15 protein-coding genes and 1 tRNA gene are annotated in these 15,707 nt (G+C 70.3%); 5 read left to right on the top strand and 11 right to left on the bottom strand.

The genetic code is table 11. The features are described from left to right. Positions 1-6: 6 nt before the first annotated feature. Positions 7-1,683: a fatty acyl-AMP ligase gene (locus WBA97_RS03270; RefSeq protein ID WP_424229150.1), complete on the top strand. Its 1,677-nt coding sequence runs from the start codon at positions 7-9 to the stop codon at positions 1,681-1,683. Here the strand turns inward: WBA97_RS03270 and WBA97_RS03265 are convergent. The 8 genes from WBA97_RS03265 to WBA97_RS03230 all read right to left on the bottom strand — a co-directional run bounded on the left by WBA97_RS03265 (position 1,667) and on the right by WBA97_RS03230 (position 9,668). Continuing rightward, positions 1,667-3,280, bottom strand: a complete 1,614-nt coding sequence (locus tag WBA97_RS03265) for a DivIVA domain-containing protein (protein WP_424229149.1) — start codon at positions 3,278-3,280, stop codon at positions 1,667-1,669. The genes WBA97_RS03270 and WBA97_RS03265 overlap by 17 nt on opposite strands. A 10-nt stretch (positions 3,281-3,290) precedes the next feature. Then, positions 3,291-3,878, bottom strand: coding sequence for an aminoacyl-tRNA hydrolase (pth, locus tag WBA97_RS03260; protein WP_424229148.1), 588 nt, complete (start codon positions 3,876-3,878; stop codon positions 3,291-3,293). A 53-nt stretch (positions 3,879-3,931) separates the two neighbouring features. Then, on the bottom strand, positions 3,932-4,555 hold the full coding sequence (locus WBA97_RS03255) for a 50S ribosomal protein L25/general stress protein Ctc (protein ID WP_424229147.1): 624 nt from the start codon (positions 4,553-4,555) through the stop codon (positions 3,932-3,934). A 184-nt stretch (positions 4,556-4,739) separates the two neighbouring features. After that, positions 4,740-5,207: a DNA topology modulation protein FlaR gene (locus tag WBA97_RS03250; protein ID WP_424229146.1), complete on the bottom strand. Its 468-nt coding sequence runs from the start codon at positions 5,205-5,207 to the stop codon at positions 4,740-4,742. 12 nt (positions 5,208-5,219) lie between these two features. Next, entirely contained in the window at positions 5,220-6,200 is a 981-nt protein-coding gene (locus WBA97_RS03245; RefSeq protein WP_424229145.1) for a ribose-phosphate diphosphokinase, read from the bottom strand. Next, positions 6,197-7,678: a bifunctional UDP-N-acetylglucosamine diphosphorylase/glucosamine-1-phosphate N-acetyltransferase GlmU gene (gene glmU, locus WBA97_RS03240; RefSeq protein WP_424229144.1), complete on the bottom strand. Its 1,482-nt coding sequence runs from the start codon at positions 7,676-7,678 to the stop codon at positions 6,197-6,199. Before glmU ends, WBA97_RS03245 begins: the two co-directional genes overlap by 4 nt. Positions 7,679-7,764: 86 nt before the next feature. Continuing rightward, positions 7,765-9,627, bottom strand: coding sequence for a GGDEF domain-containing protein (locus WBA97_RS03235; protein WP_424229143.1), 1,863 nt, complete (start codon positions 9,625-9,627; stop codon positions 7,765-7,767). Next, positions 9,598-9,668 (bottom strand) — tRNA-Gln (locus WBA97_RS03230). The genes WBA97_RS03235 and WBA97_RS03230 overlap by 30 nt, the downstream gene beginning before the upstream one ends. Before the next feature lie 215 nt (positions 9,669-9,883). Here WBA97_RS03230 and WBA97_RS03225 point away from each other — a divergent pair. Together WBA97_RS03225 and WBA97_RS03220 are read left to right on the top strand one after the other, a co-directional pair. Then, the gene (locus tag WBA97_RS03225) at positions 9,884-10,852 is read left to right on the top strand and encodes an acyl-CoA desaturase (protein WP_424229142.1); all 969 of its coding nucleotides are present in this window, start codon (positions 9,884-9,886) and stop codon (positions 10,850-10,852) included. Positions 10,853-10,975: 123 nt separating this feature from the next. Continuing rightward, on the top strand, positions 10,976-11,575 hold the full coding sequence (locus WBA97_RS03220) for a TetR family transcriptional regulator (protein ID WP_424229141.1): 600 nt from the start codon (positions 10,976-10,978) through the stop codon (positions 11,573-11,575). A gap of 151 nt (positions 11,576-11,726) precedes the next feature. Here WBA97_RS03220 and WBA97_RS03215 read toward each other — a convergent pair whose 3' ends face one another. From WBA97_RS03215 to WBA97_RS03205, 3 genes are read right to left on the bottom strand one after another with little or no spacing between them, the layout of a single operon-like run. Continuing rightward, on the bottom strand, positions 11,727-11,891 hold the full coding sequence (locus WBA97_RS03215) for a hypothetical protein (protein WP_424229140.1): 165 nt from the start codon (positions 11,889-11,891) through the stop codon (positions 11,727-11,729). Positions 11,892-11,922: 31 nt separating this feature from the next. Further along, positions 11,923-12,108 carry a hypothetical protein gene (locus WBA97_RS03210; protein ID WP_424229139.1) on the bottom strand — a complete coding sequence of 62 codons (186 nt, stop codon included), beginning with the start codon at positions 12,106-12,108 and terminating at the stop codon, positions 11,923-11,925. A gap of 27 nt (positions 12,109-12,135) precedes the next feature. After that, complete coding sequence (locus tag WBA97_RS03205; RefSeq protein ID WP_424229170.1) at positions 12,136-13,314, bottom strand: PQQ-dependent sugar dehydrogenase; 1,179 nt, start codon at positions 13,312-13,314, stop codon at positions 12,136-12,138. Positions 13,315-13,420: 106 nt separating this feature from the next. Between WBA97_RS03205 and WBA97_RS03200 the strand changes: the two genes are divergently transcribed. Further along, the gene (locus tag WBA97_RS03200) at positions 13,421-14,920 is read left to right on the top strand and encodes a hypothetical protein (protein WP_424229138.1); all 1,500 of its coding nucleotides are present in this window, start codon (positions 13,421-13,423) and stop codon (positions 14,918-14,920) included. Between the two features lie 12 nt (positions 14,921-14,932). Beyond that, complete coding sequence (locus tag WBA97_RS03195; protein WP_424229137.1) at positions 14,933-15,685, top strand: enoyl-CoA hydratase/isomerase family protein; 753 nt, start codon at positions 14,933-14,935, stop codon at positions 15,683-15,685. The last annotated feature ends 22 nt before the right edge of the window (positions 15,686-15,707 follow it).

The raw sequence follows: 15,707 nt of genomic DNA, 5'->3' as shown, positions 1-15,707 counted from the left end.
TGGCACATGAGTCGTTTCGTCGACAAGCTGGTCGCCACCGCCGGTGATGGTGGCCAGCGGCGCGGAGTCACCACGGGCGAGCCCGGCACACCGGTGCACACCACGTGGGCCCAGGTCCATGAGCAGGCCAAAGCGATGGCGGGTGCGCTCGCCGCCCACGGCCTCGCGCGCGGCGACGCGGTGGCGGTGCTCGCCGCGGCCCCTGCCGAGATCGGCCCGGCCGTGCAGGCGGTGTGGCTGGCGGGGGGCAGCGTCACGATGCTGCACCAGCCGACGCCGCGCTCGGATCTCGGGCTGTGGGCAGAGGACACCGTGCGGGTGCTCAACATGATCGGGTCGAAGCTGGTGCTGCTCGGCGACCCGTTCGACCAGCTCGCGCCGGTCCTGGAGCAGCACGGCATCGGCTACCTGCTGATCAGCGACCTGGCCGAGGGCACCCCGCTCGAGACGTTCGTCGAGGTCGACGAGGACGCACCGGCGCTGCTACAGCTGACCAGTGGCTCGACCGCCGACCCGAAGGCCGTGCGGATCACCCACGGCAACCTGCTGGCGAACATCTCCGCGATGGCCGACCGCGCCGAGCTCGACCCCGAGCACGACGTGATGGTGTCGTGGCTGCCGATGTTCCACGACATGGGCATGGTCGGCTTCTACACCACACCCATGGCGTGGGGGATCGAGCTGGTCAAGGTCACGCCGGTCGACTTTCTCACCGGGCCGCTGCTGTGGGCGAAGCTGATCACGAAGTACGGCGGCACGATCACCGCCGCCCCGAACTTCGCGTACGCACTGCTGGGCCGCCGCCTCGGCGGCGAGGACGACGACGCGGGGTACGACCTTTCGAAGCTGCGGATCGCCCTGAACGGCGCGGAACCCATCGACGAGAAGGCGGTGGCGGCGTTCGTGACCGCGGGCGCCCGCTTCAAGATGCCTGCCGAGTGCGTGTTCCCGGCGTACGGCATGGCGGAGGGCACGCTCGCGATCTCCTTTGCCAGTCCCATGATCGGCATGCGACTGGACCACCTGGACGCGGTGTCGCTCGAGGAGGAGAACCGCGCGGTCCCGGTCCCGGCCGACACCGACGAGTCGTCCCGCAGGACGTTCGCGATTCTGGGCCCGCCACTGGACGGTTTCGACGCGAGGATCGTGTCGGTGTCATCCGGTGCGGTCGTGTCGGAACGCGAGGTGGGCGAGATCCAGGTCCGTGGTCCGTCGGTGACGCCCGGCTACCTGACGGTCGACGGTCCGCTGGCGACGCTGAACGACGACGGCTGGTTACCGACCGGCGACCTCGGGTACATAGTGGACGGTGAGATCGTCATCTGCGGCCGCGCGAAGGACGTGATCATCCTGGCGGGCCGCAACATCTATCCGACGGACATCGAACGCGCGGCGACCTCTGTGGACGGTGTGCGTGCGGGCAACGCGGTGGCGGTCCGCCTTGACGCGGGCACCCGTCGCGAACGGTTCGCGGTGGTGGTGGAGTCGAAGTTCGCCGGCGACGCGGAGAAGGAGAAGGCGCTGCGCAAGAACGTCGGCGCACGAGTCTTCGAGGCGGTGAACGCCCGCCCGTCGGCGGTGCTGGTGCTACCGGCGGGAACGCTGCCGAAGACCCCGTCGGGCAAGCTCCGCCGAGCCGCGGCCGGCGAGCAGCTGGCGGAGTCGATCAAGGCCGCTTCGTAGGCAGGGCGTCGAGCCAGACCTGACGGAGAGCGTCGACGGCGCCGGTGTGATAGCCGCCGGTGCCGGTGAGGGTGAAGGTGAGGTCGGCGAGCTGCTCGCGATCCGGTGCGGTCGTGAGCAGCGTCATCAGGCGCGCCACATCGGCGGGTGCGTAGCCGGGTTCACCAGGTGGCGCTGGAGGGAACGGCAACGACGCCTCGTCGGGAGCGGCTTCCGCTTCGGCGGCCGCGGCTTCCGCTTGCGGGGTGTCGGCGGCCGGTGCTGCTGGTGGCTCCGGCTCGACCACCTCCGACATGGCTGCCGCACGGAAGGCCGATGCCGCCTGCCCAGCCTCCACCGACGCGGGCACCTCGACCGAAGGCGTATGAATGGGACTCTCGTCCGGCTCCGGCTCGGGAGGAACGCCGGTTTCGTCGGTGTCCGCCGGTACGCTGGGATTCGGGGGGCCGGAGGCCGCCCCATCCTCCCGCTTCAAGGGCTCCGTACTCGGCGATGGCATGGACGGCGGCATGGATGGCGGCTGCGCGAACAGCATCGGATTCGTCAGCTCGGCAGGCGTCGGCGGCGGCACCTGCCGCGGCTGACTCGCCGAGAACGGCACCCAGGCGGCCGTCGCACCACCCGAGAACTTCGACTCACTCGCGGACGCCTCGTCCTGGTTGAACGGTCTGGCCCTGGCCTGGCCAGGCATTCCGCCTGCGGCGTTCGTGCCACTCCCGGCAGGCAGGCCACGCGGCGGCGTCCCACCCGAGCCGGGCTCGCGGCCTGCGCCGAAGCCGCGCCGCCAGCCTGAGCCGGGTGTGCCGTTCGCGGTGGGAAAGCCGCCCGGGGGTGTCCCGCCTGGGCTGGGGTTGCGGCCGTGTTGGCCCGCGCCGGGGCCGCCTGTGGTGGGGGTGTTGTTCGTGGTGGGGTAGCCGCCCGGGGGTTTTCCGCCTGGGCTGGGGTTGCGGCCGGTGTCGTGTTGGCCACTCGTGTTGGGTGTGCCGTTCGCCGTGGGGTAGTTGCCTGGGGGCGTTTCGCCGGTGTCGCGGCCGTGTTGGCTGCCCGTGGTGGGTCCGCCCGTGGTGTGGGTGTTGCTCGCGTTGGGGAAGCCGCCGGAGGGTGTGCTGCTTGAGTTGGGGTTGCGGCCGGTGTCGTGTTGGCCGCTCGTGTTGGGTGTGCCGTTCGCGGTGAGGTGGCCGCCCGGGGGTGTTCCGCCGGTGTCGCGGCCGTGCTGTCCCGGGGACCCGGGCCTCCAGCCTGAGCCGGGCGTGCCATTCGCGGTGGGGAAGCCGCCCGGGAGCGTTCCGCCCGAGCCTGGGCCGCCCGCGGCGGGAAAGCCTGGGGGCGTGCCACCCGAGCGACGGTCCAGTTCCTCCACCACGAGGTCGAGGAACTCGTCCACCTGATCCTCGTGGTACCCGCGCCGGATGAACGGCGCCGCGTCGAACTCGACCTCGCGGACCTCGCGGGCGGTGAGGGAGTCCCTGCCGGCGAGCGTGGCCTGCACGCGGTCGAGGAAGTCGTCGACCTGGTCCTCGTGGTAGCCGCGGCGGCCGAGTGGGGCCCGGTCGAAGGTCACCACGTCGACCACGATCGGGGTTAAAGGCACGTCCATCGGGTGCTCCCTAGCGAGCGTGGAAGAGGTTCTGAGCCGCCTCCAGGCCCTTGCTCACCAGCGCCTCCGTCGCGTCGGCGCAGTGGTCGACGGACAGCGCGAGCTCTTTGCGTTCTGTGGCCGAGAAATCCCGCAACACGAAGTCGGCGGGATCCATGCGTCCCGGCGGTCGTCCGATGCCGAACCGTACCCGCAGGTAGTCGCGCGTGCCGAGGCTTTTGGAAATCGAACGCAGACCGTTGTGGCCGTTCTCGCCGCCGCCGAGCTTCAGGCGCACCGCCGCGTACGGCAGGTCCAGCTCGTCGTGGACGACGACCACCTGCGCGGGATCGATCTTGTAGAACCGGGCCGTACCCACCACCGGGCCGCCCGAGACGTTCATGAACGACCGTGGTTTCGCCAGCACCGCCCGGCGGCCGCCCAGCCTGCACTCCAGCACCTCGGCGCCGGCCTTGTGTGCCTTGAACTTGCCGCCGACGCGGGCCGCGAGCTCGTCGACCACGAGAAAACCCACGTTGTGCCGGTTGGCGACATAGCGCGGCCCGGGGTTGCCGAGTCCCACGACCAGGACCGGCTCGTCAGCGGAGGCGGAAGTCATGCCTGAAACGCTAGCCGGGCGGCCCCAGAAGGGACCGCCCGGTCAGTGAACTCTCAGTCCTCGGTGGACTCGGCGGTGGCAGGCACCTCGGCCGTGTCCTCTTCCTCCGGCTCGCCGCCGTCCATCTCGCCCGCGGTCGGGGCCGTGTTCACGGCCACGATCAGCGTGTCGGGGTCGGTCACCAGCTCGGCACCCGACGGCAGCGTGACGTCCTTCGCGAGGATCTGCGTGCCGGCCTCGACACCGTTGACGGACACCTCGAACTGCTCCGGGATGTGCAGCGCCTCGACGGACACCTCGATGGTGGTCGCGTCCTGGGTGACGAGCGTGCCGGGAGTGGCCTCACCGGTGATGACGACCGGCACGTCGACCGAGATCTTCTCGCCGCGCTGAACCAGCAGCAGGTCGACGTGCTCGATGTAGTTCTTGATCGGGTGGGTGGTGACGGTCTTCGTGAGCGCCAGCTCGCTGGAGCTGTCGATCTCCAGCGTCAGTACGGCGTTCTGACCGTGCTCACGGACGACGCGGGCGAACTCGAGCGCCGGCAGGGCCAGGTGCTTCGGGTCGGAACCGTGGCCGTAGAGCACCGCGGGGATCTTGCCGGCGCGACGGGTGCGGCGCGCGGCGCCCTTGCCGAACTCGGTACGGGCTTCGGCAGCGAGACGGACCTCGGACACGGTGGTGCACTCCTTGCTACATGAACCTTGGGGGCGGCGGCGACCTGCGGCGACGAGATATGAGCGCGCGGCAGTCAAGCCGCCGCGTCGATCACGCCGGGCTGGACGCCCGCCCTCGCCGAGGCAACCCCGGTAGTCTACGCGGCCATGTTCCGCAAGGGTATCGGGGTCCCTTGCGGAACATTCACGCGTTGGCGGCCGAGGCGAGAAACCGCTCGATGGCGGCGGGGCCGCGGAGCCGGTGGACCGCAGCGCCGCCCGCGTGCTCGCCGACCGCGGCCAGCACCACGGGGAGGCCGCGGCGCCGGTAGGTGAGCAGCCAGTGCCAGAACGCCCGGTTCTCGCGTGACCTGCGCAGGGCCCGCCACGCGCACCGCCAGAGCGGGAAGTCCAGCACGACCACGGTGTCGGCGGCCCGCAGCCGTACGGGCAGCACGTCGTAGGGGCCGAGATCGCCGTCGAGCACCCACCGCGCGTCCCGCACGAGCCCGCGCTGGACCTCCGCCCACCGATCCTTGGCCATGGGCGTCAGATCCGGCGGCCAGAAGTGCTTGTCCAGCTCGACGACCGGCAGGTCCAGCGCGGTACCGAGGCGGGCGGCGAGGGTCGACTTGCCAGCACCGCCCCGGCCGAGGACCACGACCCTCCGCATGCGACGGACCGCTCAGGCGTTGCCGTCGAACAGGCTGGTCACCGAGCCGTCCTCGAAGACCTCCTGGATGGCCCGTGCCAGCAGCGGCGCGATCGACAGGACGGTCAGCTTCGGGAAGCGCTTCTCGTCGGGGATCGGGAGCGTGTTGGTGAACACGACCTCCTTCGCCCCGCACGACGACAACCGCTCCGGCGCCGGGCCGGACAGCACGCCGTGCGACGCGGCCACGACCACGTCGGCGGCACCCTCGTCAAGCAGCTGGTCCACGGCCTTCGCGATGGTGCCGCCGGTGTCGACCATGTCGTCGATCACCACGCACAGCCGGTCGCGCACCTCGCCGACCACGCGGTTGGCGACGACCTCGTTGGGCCGTAGCGGGTCGCGGGTCTTGTGGATGAACGCGATCGGCACGCCGCCGAGGTCGTCCGCCCACTTCTCCGCCAGCTTCGTGCGTCCGGCGTCCGGCGACACGACCGTCACGTTGTCGGTGCCGTACTGGTCCTTCACGTAGCGCGACAGCAGCGTCTGTGCGAACAGGTGGTCCACCGGGCCGTCGAAGAAGCCCTGGATCTGCGCGGTGTGCAGGTCGACGGTCATGATCCGGTCCGCGCCGGCGGTCTTGAACAGGTCGGCGATGAGCCGGGCCGAGATCGGCTCGCGGCCCTTGTGCTTCTTGTCCTGCCGTGCGTACGGGTAGAACGGCATGATCACGGTGATCCGCTTGGCCGACGCCCGCTTCAGCGCGTCGACCATGATCAGCTGTTCCATGACCCACTGGTTGATGGGCACGCAGTGGCTCTGGATCACGAACGCGTCGCAGCCGCGGACCGACTCCTCGAACCGGACGAAGATCTCGCCGTTCGCGAAGTCGTAGGCCGACTGCGGCGTGATCGACACGTTGAGGTGCTTCGCGACCTCCTCGGCGAGCTCGGGGTGCGCCCGCCCGGAGAAGAACATCAGGTTCTTCTTCGGCGTGCCGATCTTGGCGTTCATGATGATGACTCCTCCGACTCGGACGTGATGCCCAAAGCGCGCCGGGCGGCGTCCGCCGCCGGCGTGCCCGGCCGCTTGCGCAGCACCCAGCCCTCGATGTTGCGCTGCGAGCCCGCGGACACGGCGAGCGCGCCAGGCGGAACGTCGTCCCTCAGCACGGCCCCCGCCCCGCTGTACGCGCCGTCGCCCACGTTGACCGGCGCGACGAACATGTTGTCGCAGCCGGTGCGCGTGTGTGACCCCACGGTCGTGCGGCGCTTGGTCACTCCGTCGTAGTTCACGAACACGCTCGCGGCGCCGATGTTGGAGTAATCGCCGATGGTGGCGTCGCCGACGTAGGAGAGGTGCGGCACCTTCGTGCCGGTGCCGATCTCGGAGTTCTTGACCTCGACGAACGTACCGATCTTGCCCTTGTCGCCCAGCACCGTGCCGGGCCGCAGGTAGGCGTAGGGGCCGACGTTCGCGCCGTCGCCGATCGCCGACTCGCTGCCGTGCGTGCGCACCACCTTCGCCGCCGCGCCGACGCGCACGTCGGTCAGCGTGGTGTCCGGGCCGATGGTCGCGCCCTCACCGACGGCGGTGGTGCCGCGCAGCTGCACGTTCGGCTCCAGCACCACGTCGCGGGCCAGCTCGACGCCCGCGTCCAGCCACACCGTGGCCGGGTCGGTCATGGTGACGCCCGCGCGCATCCACTGCTCGGTGAGGCGCCGGTTCATCTCCCTGCCCAGCGTCGCGAGCTGCACGCGGTCGTTGACGCCCTCGACCAGCCACGGGTCGGTGCAGGTCCACGAGCCGCAGCGGTGCCCGTCGCCGCGGGCGATGGCGAGCACGTCGGTGAGGTACTGCTCGCCCTGGGAGTTGTCGGTGGACAGGCGCCCTAGCGCGTCGGCCAGCACCGCGGCGTCGAACGCGTACACCCCCGAGTTGATCTCGGCGATGGCCGCCTGCTCCGGCGTGGCGTCCTTCTGCTCGACGATCGCCGCGACCGTGCCGTCGTCGTCCCGCACGATGCGGCCGTAGCCGCGCGGGTCGGCGACCTCGGCGGTCAGCACGGTGACCGCGTTGCCCTTCTCCCCGTGCTCGGCGAGCAGCGCGGACAGGGTGGTGGTGTCGAGCAGCGGCGCGTCGCCGTAGGTCACGAGCACGGTGCCGGTGAGGGTCGCGGGCAGCACGTCGAGCGCGCAGCGGACCGCGTGGCCGGTGCCGTGCTGCTCCTCCTGGACCGCGACGGTGATGGTCGCGACGATGTTCTTCTCGACCTCGGTGAGGTGTTCGGTGACGGCGTCGCGGCCGTGACCGACGACCACCGCGACGCGGGCGGGGCGCAGCCCGGCGGCGGCGCGGACGGCGTGCTCGACGAGCGAGCGGCCGGCCATCCGGTGCAGCACCTTGGGGGTGCGTGACCGCATCCTGGTGCCCTCACCGGCGGCGAGGATGATCGTGCTGACTTCTCCGAGCCCGGACGAGCCCTCCGGCATATCAGCCGTCTCCCTTGGCGCGTGATCGATTCCGAGGACCGGTCGTCCGGCCCCGGATCTCGATCCTACGGGTCTCCAGCGACCACCTACGCAGGGTCGCCCGAGTACTCCTCGACGGACTCCGCCGTGTCCGGTTCGTCCTCGGGCGCGGCGTCGGAGATGGCGACCACGTCGTTGCCGCCCTTGCGTTTCGCCTGGTACATGGCGGCGTCCGCGCGGGCGAGCACACGGGCCGCGGTTTCCCCGGGACGGAGCGACACCACGCCGACCGAGAGTGTGACGCCGTGCGAGAGGTCCAGCGGGAGCCCCTGCACCGCGTCGGCGGCACGGCGCAGCGCGGCGGCGGCCGGCTCCAGTGGCGCGCCGGGCAGCAGCACGATGAACTCGTCGCCGCCGTAGCGGGCCACCATGTCCGAGCCGCGCAGCGTGTCGCGGACCGTGCTGGCGATCACCCGCAGCACGTCGTCGCCGTCGGCGTGGGACAACTGGTCATTGACGTTCTTGAACCTGTCGAGGTCGACCAGCGCGATCGCGAGTGGCTTCTCGCCGACCTGTGTGGACAGCTCCTCGAGCCGTTCGTCCAGCGCGCGCCGGTTCGGCAGGCCGGTCAGCGGGTCCTGCAGTGCCTGGCGGGCGACCGTGCCGTGCTTGCGGGACAGCCGTTCGTGCTCGCGGCGGGTATCGAGCGTGGTCTTGCGGGACAGCCGCTGGTCGGACAGCTGCGCCTCCAGCTCCGCCACGTACATCTGCAGCGCGCTGGTGGTCCGCTCGCCGCCGTCGTCGCCGCCCGCGAGGCTGGACAGCCGCGCGAACTCGCGGATCAGGCACAGGTACAGCCCCTGCTCCGCCTGCGCGCTGTGGAGCCGTTTCTGCACGTCACCGAGGGTCGTGATGGCTTCCTCGAGGTGCCCGGTGTGTTCGAGGCAGCGGGCGAGCGCGATGCCGACGAAGATCAGCTCGCGTTGCGGAGCCAGGCCCAGCAGCCCGTAGAGCCGGTCGAGGTGCTCGCCGCTGGGGTTGCCGAGCGCGTGCGCGGAGCCGATGACCGGGACCTGGTCGGCGGCCGACCGGTCGGGCATGCGGCGGAACAGCGACTCGCGGAACGGCAGTTCGATGTCGCCCGCCATGGCCGCGGCCTCCGCGAAGTGGACCGCGGCCTCGGCGGCCTCGCCCGCGCGCTCGAGGCGCAGGCCCCAGCCGAGCTGCAGGCGGGTGCGGGTGAGCAGGTGCATGGAGATGTCGTGGGAGCCGACGCCGCCCCGGATGTGCCGGTTCGCCCTCTTCATCACCTGGTCGGCGACCTCGTACACGCCGAGCTGGGCGAGGACGGTGCCGAGGTCCATGAGCGTGGAGGTCATCAGCACGTGCCATGTGCGGCTGCCGAACATCGGGTCCGGCGGGATCTTCTCGTCGATCATCGCGAGGCCGACCGCGACCTCGGACAGCGCGTCGTCCTCCTCGCCGGTCAGCAGCAGGCGGGTGCCGGCCAGCGCGTGCGCGTCGGCCTCCAGCACGAGGAGCTTGTTGCGGCGGGCGTGGGAAAGGAACTCCTCGACCATGTCGCCCGCCGACTCCGCGGACTCGCTGTCGATCACGCGGATCACGGTCGCGGCACGCAGCAGCTGGCCGACCAGCCGTGGCTCGTCCCGTCTGCGGGCCTGTCTGAGGAGGTGGTCCATCTCGTGGATCGTGCCGACGTTCGCGATCTCGTCGCCCGCCGCGACGTTGCGGGCCGCCTCGACCCGTACACCGGCCTGCGTGATCGCGAGCAGCTCCCGGGCGCGGCCGACCAGCCACGCGTCGGAGCGGTCGTCCAACGCGGGTCGGTCAGCGTCGAGTCTCGAATCTTCTCGCTCGCCGCCATCCACGTGGCTGTCCACCTTCATCGGAACCAAAGCGTGCCCGCCGTGCGCGGACAGCTCCGCCGCCAGGGATCGAACCTGGACCATCAGAACCAAAATCTGAGGTGCTGCCTTTACACCACGGCGGAACGCGGACGGAGTAACCGCCCACGGTTGGACATCGTGGCATGCATGACCCCGCGGTGGCAGTGGTACCCGGCCGATCGTCAGGAAGCGCGTCCGAATGGGTGTGACGCGGCTCACGTGTGTGGTGGGGCCGCGGCTTCGCCTGGTTCATTGGAACCCGTAGGTTACGGTTGCGTAGGCGAGGCTCGCCTAACCATGTGGAAGACGGGGTAGCTAGATGACGACGACCCTCGATGAGACATCCGGTGGTGCCGCGTCCCCGGACAGGGCCCCGAAGCCCGTCACGGTGGGCCGCCGCAGGAACTATGTCCAGCTGGGGGTGTACATCTTCATCCTCGTGCCGTTCGCCGCGCTGATCGCGGCGGTGCCACTGGCATGGGGATGGGGTCTCACGTGGGTGGACGTGATCCTCGCGTTCGCCTTCTTCTACCTCACCGGTCACGGCGTGACCGTCGGCTACCACCGGTACTTCACGCATGGCTCGTTCAAGGCCAAGCGGCCGCTGAAGGTCTTCCTCGCGATCGCGGGCAGCATGGCCGTGCAGGGCCCGCCGATCATCTGGGTCGCCGACCACCGGCGTCACCACGCGTTCTCCGACAAGGAGGGCGACCCGCACTCACCGTGGCTGTACGGCACCGGTCCGATCGCGCTGGCCAAGGGCTTCTGGCACGCGCACATGGGCTGGCTGTTCGACCGCGACATCACCAACAAGGACCGCTTCGCCCCCGACCTGATGGCCGACAAGGACATCGTGCGGGTCAACAACACGTTCGCGATCTGGACCGTGCTGTCGCTCGGGCTGCCCGCGCTGCTCGGTGGGCTCATCACCTGGTCGTGGTGGGGGGCGCTGACCGCGTTCTTCTGGGCGGGCCTCGTGCGGGTCGCGATCCTGCACCACGTGACCTGGTCGACCAACTCGATCTGCCACATGATCGGTGACCGGCCGTTCGTGTCCCGCGACAAGGCCGCCAACGTGTGGCCGCTCGCGATCCTGTCGTTCGGCGAGTCGTGGCACAACCTGCACCACGCCGACCCGACCTGCGCACGTCACGGCGTCAAGAGGGGCCAGCTCGACACGTCGGCGCGGATCATCTGGGCCTTCGAGAAGTTCGGCTGGGTGCACAGCGTGCGCTGGCCGACCCCGGCCCGTCTCGCCAAGATCTCGGCTGGCGCGGACGTCTCCTAGCGCGTAATTGCCCGCCGACCGTCGGTGGTTGCCTCTAGGGTGACTGAAATGGCGGTCAGGCGGCGGGAACGTGCTCGTACAGCGCCTCCTCGACGAGGGAAGGCGTCTGCACCCCGGGTACGCATGACAGGCGAGGAGCGGCGGCAGCAACTGCTGGACGTTGCGCGTTCGCTCTTCGCCGAGAAGGGGTTCGACGGCGCGTCGGTCGAGGAGATCGCGCACCGGGCGAACGTGTCCAAACCGGTGGTCTACGAACATTTCGGTGGCAAGGAAGGCGTGTACGCGGTCGTGGTCGACCGCGAGATGCACTTCCTCCTGACGCAGATGACCACCGCGCTGGAGGAGGACGCACATCCACGGCTGCTGCTCGAACGCGCGGCGGCGGCACTGCTGGACTACGTCGAGGGGTCGGCCGACGGGTTCCGGATCCTCGTCCGCGCCTCGCCGGTCGCCTCGTCCACCGGGACGTTCTCGTCGTTGCTGAACGACATCGCGACGCAGGTCGAGAGCATTCTCGGGGTGCAGTTCAGCTCACGCGGCTACGACCCGAAGCTGGCCGCGCTCTACAGCCAGGCGCTGGTGGGGATGGTCGCGTTGACCGGGCAATGGTGGCTCGACTCGCGTCAGCCGGGCAAGGACGAGGTGGCCGCGCACCTGGTGAACCTCTCGTGGAACGGGCTGTCGCACCTGGAGGACGCACCCGGCCTGCGCGAGCAGCACTGAGGCATCAGCACTGAGGCATCGGCACTGAGGCATCGGCACTGAGGCATCGGCACTGAGGCATCGGCACTGCGACATCGGCACTGCGACATCGGCACTGCGACATCGGCACTGCGACATCGGCACTGCGACATCAGCACTGCGACATCAGCACTCAGCGGTCCGCCAGCAGGTTCTCCAGTTCGGCCACCGTCTGCTCGGTGATGTCCTCGGGAGCGGGCAGCAGCGCGGACAGGCCCCACACGCGGCCGCGTGTCCAGGTGTCCTCGTCGACGCCCAGCTTGTCGAGGTCCGCGTCGATGTCATGTGGATCCGCCACCGCTCCATCACACCGGACCCGTCCAGCCGATTCAGGCGAGGTAACCGTGCAGGTGTGCCGCGCCCGCGAGCATCGCGCGGGTCCGGTCGACCAGTGCCGCGTGCCGTGTCGCGACCGCCGCCAGCAGTGCGTCGCCGCTGCCCGACTCCCGCAGTCCGGCCAGTACCGGCCTGATCTGGTTCAGGCCGTACCCGTTCTGCCGCAACATGGTGATCATGCGTGCGTCCCGCGAGGTCGATCGGCCTCACGCCGGGGTGACGCGCAGCAGCTTGTCGTCCGTTCCGTTGCTCGTCGTCAGGTACAGGGCGCCGTCGGGGCCGCTCCGTGCCGCACGCAGCCGACCGAACGTGTCCGTGAACTCCTTCGGCACCGACACAGACGCCACGTCACCTTGTTCTGTCAGGGTCAACAGAACGACCTTCTCGCCCTTCAGTGCGGTGATCACCAGGGTGCCGTTCAGTGCGCCCCACTGGTCGCCCTCCAGGAACGTCGCCGCGCACACCGCCTCGGTCATGTCGCCGGTCTGCCACTTCGCGGGCACCGCGTCCGGGAAGCGCTGAAGATCGGTCATCTCGACGCCCTCGTCGTAGCCGCCGACCGTGCCGCCCTGCGACGGGTCCCAGCCGTAGTTCTTGCCTGGCTGGACCAGGTTGACCTCGTCGTTCTTGCCGGGGCCGTGCTCGGCGGTGAACACCTGGTCGGAGTCCGGCCGCAGCGCGACGCCCTGGATGTTGCGGTGGCCGTAGGTGTAGACGTACCGCTCACGCTCGTTCTCCGAGCCGATGAACGGGTTGTCCGCCTTCGGTTTCCCGGTCTCGATGTCGAGCCGCAGGACCTTGCCGCCGAGGTTCGTGCGGTCCTGCGGGAAGTTTGCGCGTGCGGTGTCGCCGGTACCGACCAGCAGCGCGCCGTCGCGGGCGAGCGTGGGCCGGCAGCCGGAGTGCCGCCCGGACGGGTTCAGCGGCAGCCCGGTCAGCAGCTCCTTCTCCCGCGTCGCGATCCGACCGTCGTCGGCGAGGCGCCATGTGACGAGCCGGATGTCGGTCGGCTCCCCGTTCTCCGTGTGGGTCTGGCAGGTGGTGAACCGGCGCGTCTCCTCGAAGTCCTGGTGCACGACGAGCCCCAGCAGACCGCCCTCGCCCTGGACGAGCACATCGGACAGGTCGGCCTTGACGTCCGTGACCGTCGCGCCCGGTTCGCTGCTCGACAGGAGTGCGATTCGCGCAGGCCGCTGCGAGACGAGAACCTTGCCGTCGGGGAGGAACCCGATGTCCCAGCCGTGCGACAGCCCACCCGCGACCGTCTCCACCTTGAGCTGCGGGACCTCGGTGCTGCTCGGCGTGGTCGGTTCGCTCGACCCGCTCCTCGGTACCTGGCCGGTGCCGTCACGCTCCGCCGGTGTGTCGGTGCAGGCGGTGAGCATGGTGAGAGTCACTGCGACAACGAGCAAACTCGTCCGGGTTCGCATGGGTCCAGAATGCCCGGACACGCGTCGCACTGGTGTGTGGTGACGCAGGTGAGGAGAGCGCATGAGCGACGACTGGTGGGTGGAACGCCATCAGAACAAGCGGCTCGCGGGTCTGGAGGAGGACCTGGGTTACGTCAGCGCGTCGCTGTCGTCCGCGCGAGCCTCACAGAACCGGCTGAAAGCCGAGTTGTCGAAGGTCAGCGGATCACTGGAGCAGCGGCTGAACCGGCTCTCCGCCGCGTTCGACGCCTTCGTGGAGATCAGTGACCTGCGGGTGACGCTCGGCCTGTTCGACTCGCACGGGCGGGTCCGGCACCAGGCCAAGCAGTTGCTGGCCGGCGCCGGGCTGCCGGACGTGTCCGACGTGGACGGCTACTGGCTCGCGCCCGCGTTGATCGCGCTGCGCGGGGTGGCCGACGGTGTCGTCGACGACGAGGCGCTCGGGCTGGCGACGGCCCGGGATCCGTTGCGCACCGGCACGTTCCACGCGTTGCTCACGTCCGTCCTGGGTGGCCGGTCGACGGTGCCGTCGCTCGCGCCGGTGCTGACGGCGCTGCCAGAGGAGGTGTCCACGTACCAGCGTGCCGTATGGCTGCTCGCCGCCGACGGGTTCTTCGGTGCCGAGGGGTGGGAGCTGGCGCGGGAGCGGTGTGCGGAGTTCGTGGCGGGCGTGACCGACGGGTCGCTGGTCCCGGTGCTGCGGGACGTGGCGGTCGCGAAGGCGGTCGTGGCGGTGCCGAAGGAGCTGGACGGCGGGGGTTCCATCGCGACGGCGCTGCACGCGTGCGAGAAGCTGACGGTGCTGCGTGCCTGGGTCACCGACGCCCTGGACGGTTACACGAACGAGCCCGCCGCCGCGCCGGACGAGCTTGCTCGCACGGCGCTGGAGCTGCTGATCGACGAGGGCAGCGCGGTCGAGCTGCCGCTGCTCGCGCGGGAACGGGAGCTGCGTGCGGTCATCGAGGGCAAGGAGACCGCGAAGTCCACGTGGGACAGTCCGGTGGGGACGGCCGCGGCGTTGCTGCGTGCGGACATCTCGTCGGAGCAAGGGAATCGCCGTGCGCTCGCGGTGCGCGCGAGTACGCCCGTCCTGCTGACCCTGGCGGAGGAGTTCGCGACGACGGCACGTGCGGAGGCGCCGGCGTCGCTGTCGGTCCGCACCAGGTACGGCCAGGTGACGATCACGCCGACCGGCCCGGACGCGACGTCGATGCAGCGGGCGCGGGACCTGGTGGCGCGGTCGGCGCGGGTGGAGTCCCAGCGCAGGAACGTGGCGATCGGCGCCGCGGTGATGGGTGTCCTGCTGGTGGTGCTGGCGGTGTTCGCCGGGTGGGGCTGGGTCGTGCCCGCGGTCGTGGCGTTCGGGGTGGCCGGCTACCAGTGGTTCGCGGACGGCAGGGAGCGCAAGCGCGCGCAGGAGCAGGCCGCGCAGTCGGCACGCTCGCTCGACGCCGATGTGGAGCAGCGGGTCGAGACGTTCGCCAAGACCAAGCGTGAGCTGGCCGACCGGCAGTCCGTGGTGGACGAAGACCTGACCGCGTTGCGTGCGGCGCTGGCGTGAGATCGTGAGCGGGTGACGCTGAGACTGGAGATCGAGGACGCGGTCGCGACGCTGACCATCGACCGTCCGTCGAAGCGCAACGCGATGAGCTTCGAGATGTGGTCGGCCATCCCCGGCCTGCTCGACAAGGTCGCCGAGGACGATGCGGTGCGTGCCATGGTCATCCGGGGCACGGACCACTTCTCCTCGGGCGCCGACATCAGCGAGTTCGCCACGCTGCGTGCCGACGCGGCGGGCGCGGCACGCTACGGCGCGGCCGTGCTCGCGGGCGAACGCGCCATCGCGGGCCTGCCGAAACCGACGATCGCCGCGATCACCGGGGTCTGTGTCGGTGGCGGCTGCGAGATCGCGCTGGCCTGCGACATGCGGGTGGCCGCGCCGGGTGCCCGCTTCGGCATCACCCCGGCCAAGCTCGGCATCGTCTACAACTTCACGTCCACGAAGCAGCTCGTCGATGTGGTGGGCCCGGCGTGGGCGCGGCAGATCTTGTTCACGGCCGAGATCCTCGACGCGGACACGGCGCTGCGGATCGGCCTGGTCAACGAGCTGACCGCCGAGCCGGTGGCCCGCGCGCTCGAGCTGGCGGCGACCATGGCCGCGAGGGCGCAGGTGAGCGTCCGGGGCGCCAAGACGATCATCGGCAAGATCACCGAAGGCGAGCACGAGGACGACGAGGTCCACGCCCTGTACACGGAGTCGGTGCAGAGCGCGGACTACGCCGAGGGTGTTGCCGCGTTCCTGGAGAAGCGCAGCCCGCGGTTCTAGTCACGCGAGCGGGCATGAAATC

Source organism: Actinophytocola sp. (assembly GCF_049647105.1).
Taxonomy (GTDB): Bacteria; Actinomycetota; Actinomycetes; order Mycobacteriales; family Pseudonocardiaceae; genus Actinophytocola.
The sequence above is the reverse complement of the archived record's forward strand: the minus strand, read 5'-3'. Positions and strand labels throughout refer to the sequence as shown.

Bases quoted from the DNA above. Each gene is read 5' to 3' on its own strand.
- WBA97_RS03210 (WP_424229139.1), bottom strand. From the start codon at position 12,108: ATGATCACCATGTTGCGGCAGAACGGGTACGGCCTGAACCAGATCAGG.
- glmU (WP_424229144.1), bottom strand. From the start codon at position 7,678: ATGCCGGAGGGCTCGTCCGGGCTCGGAGAAGTCAGCACGATCATCCTC.
- WBA97_RS03225 (WP_424229142.1), top strand. From the start codon at position 9,884: ATGACGACGACCCTCGATGAGACATCCGGTGGTGCCGCGTCCCCGGAC.
- pth (WP_424229148.1), bottom strand. From the start codon at position 3,878: ATGACTTCCGCCTCCGCTGACGAGCCGGTCCTGGTCGTGGGACTCGGC.
- WBA97_RS03200 (WP_424229138.1), top strand. From the start codon at position 13,421: ATGAGCGACGACTGGTGGGTGGAACGCCATCAGAACAAGCGGCTCGCG.
- WBA97_RS03270 (WP_424229150.1), top strand. From the start codon at position 7: ATGAGTCGTTTCGTCGACAAGCTGGTCGCCACCGCCGGTGATGGTGGC.
- WBA97_RS03220 (WP_424229141.1), top strand. From the start codon at position 10,976: ATGACAGGCGAGGAGCGGCGGCAGCAACTGCTGGACGTTGCGCGTTCG.
- WBA97_RS03205 (WP_424229170.1), bottom strand. From the start codon at position 13,314: ATGCTCACCGCCTGCACCGACACACCGGCGGAGCGTGACGGCACCGGC.
- WBA97_RS03265 (WP_424229149.1), bottom strand. From the start codon at position 3,280: ATGGACGTGCCTTTAACCCCGATCGTGGTCGACGTGGTGACCTTCGAC.
- WBA97_RS03245 (WP_424229145.1), bottom strand. From the start codon at position 6,200: ATGAACGCCAAGATCGGCACGCCGAAGAAGAACCTGATGTTCTTCTCC.
- WBA97_RS03235 (WP_424229143.1), bottom strand. From the start codon at position 9,627: ATGGTCCAGGTTCGATCCCTGGCGGCGGAGCTGTCCGCGCACGGCGGG.
- WBA97_RS03250 (WP_424229146.1), bottom strand. From the start codon at position 5,207: ATGCGGAGGGTCGTGGTCCTCGGCCGGGGCGGTGCTGGCAAGTCGACC.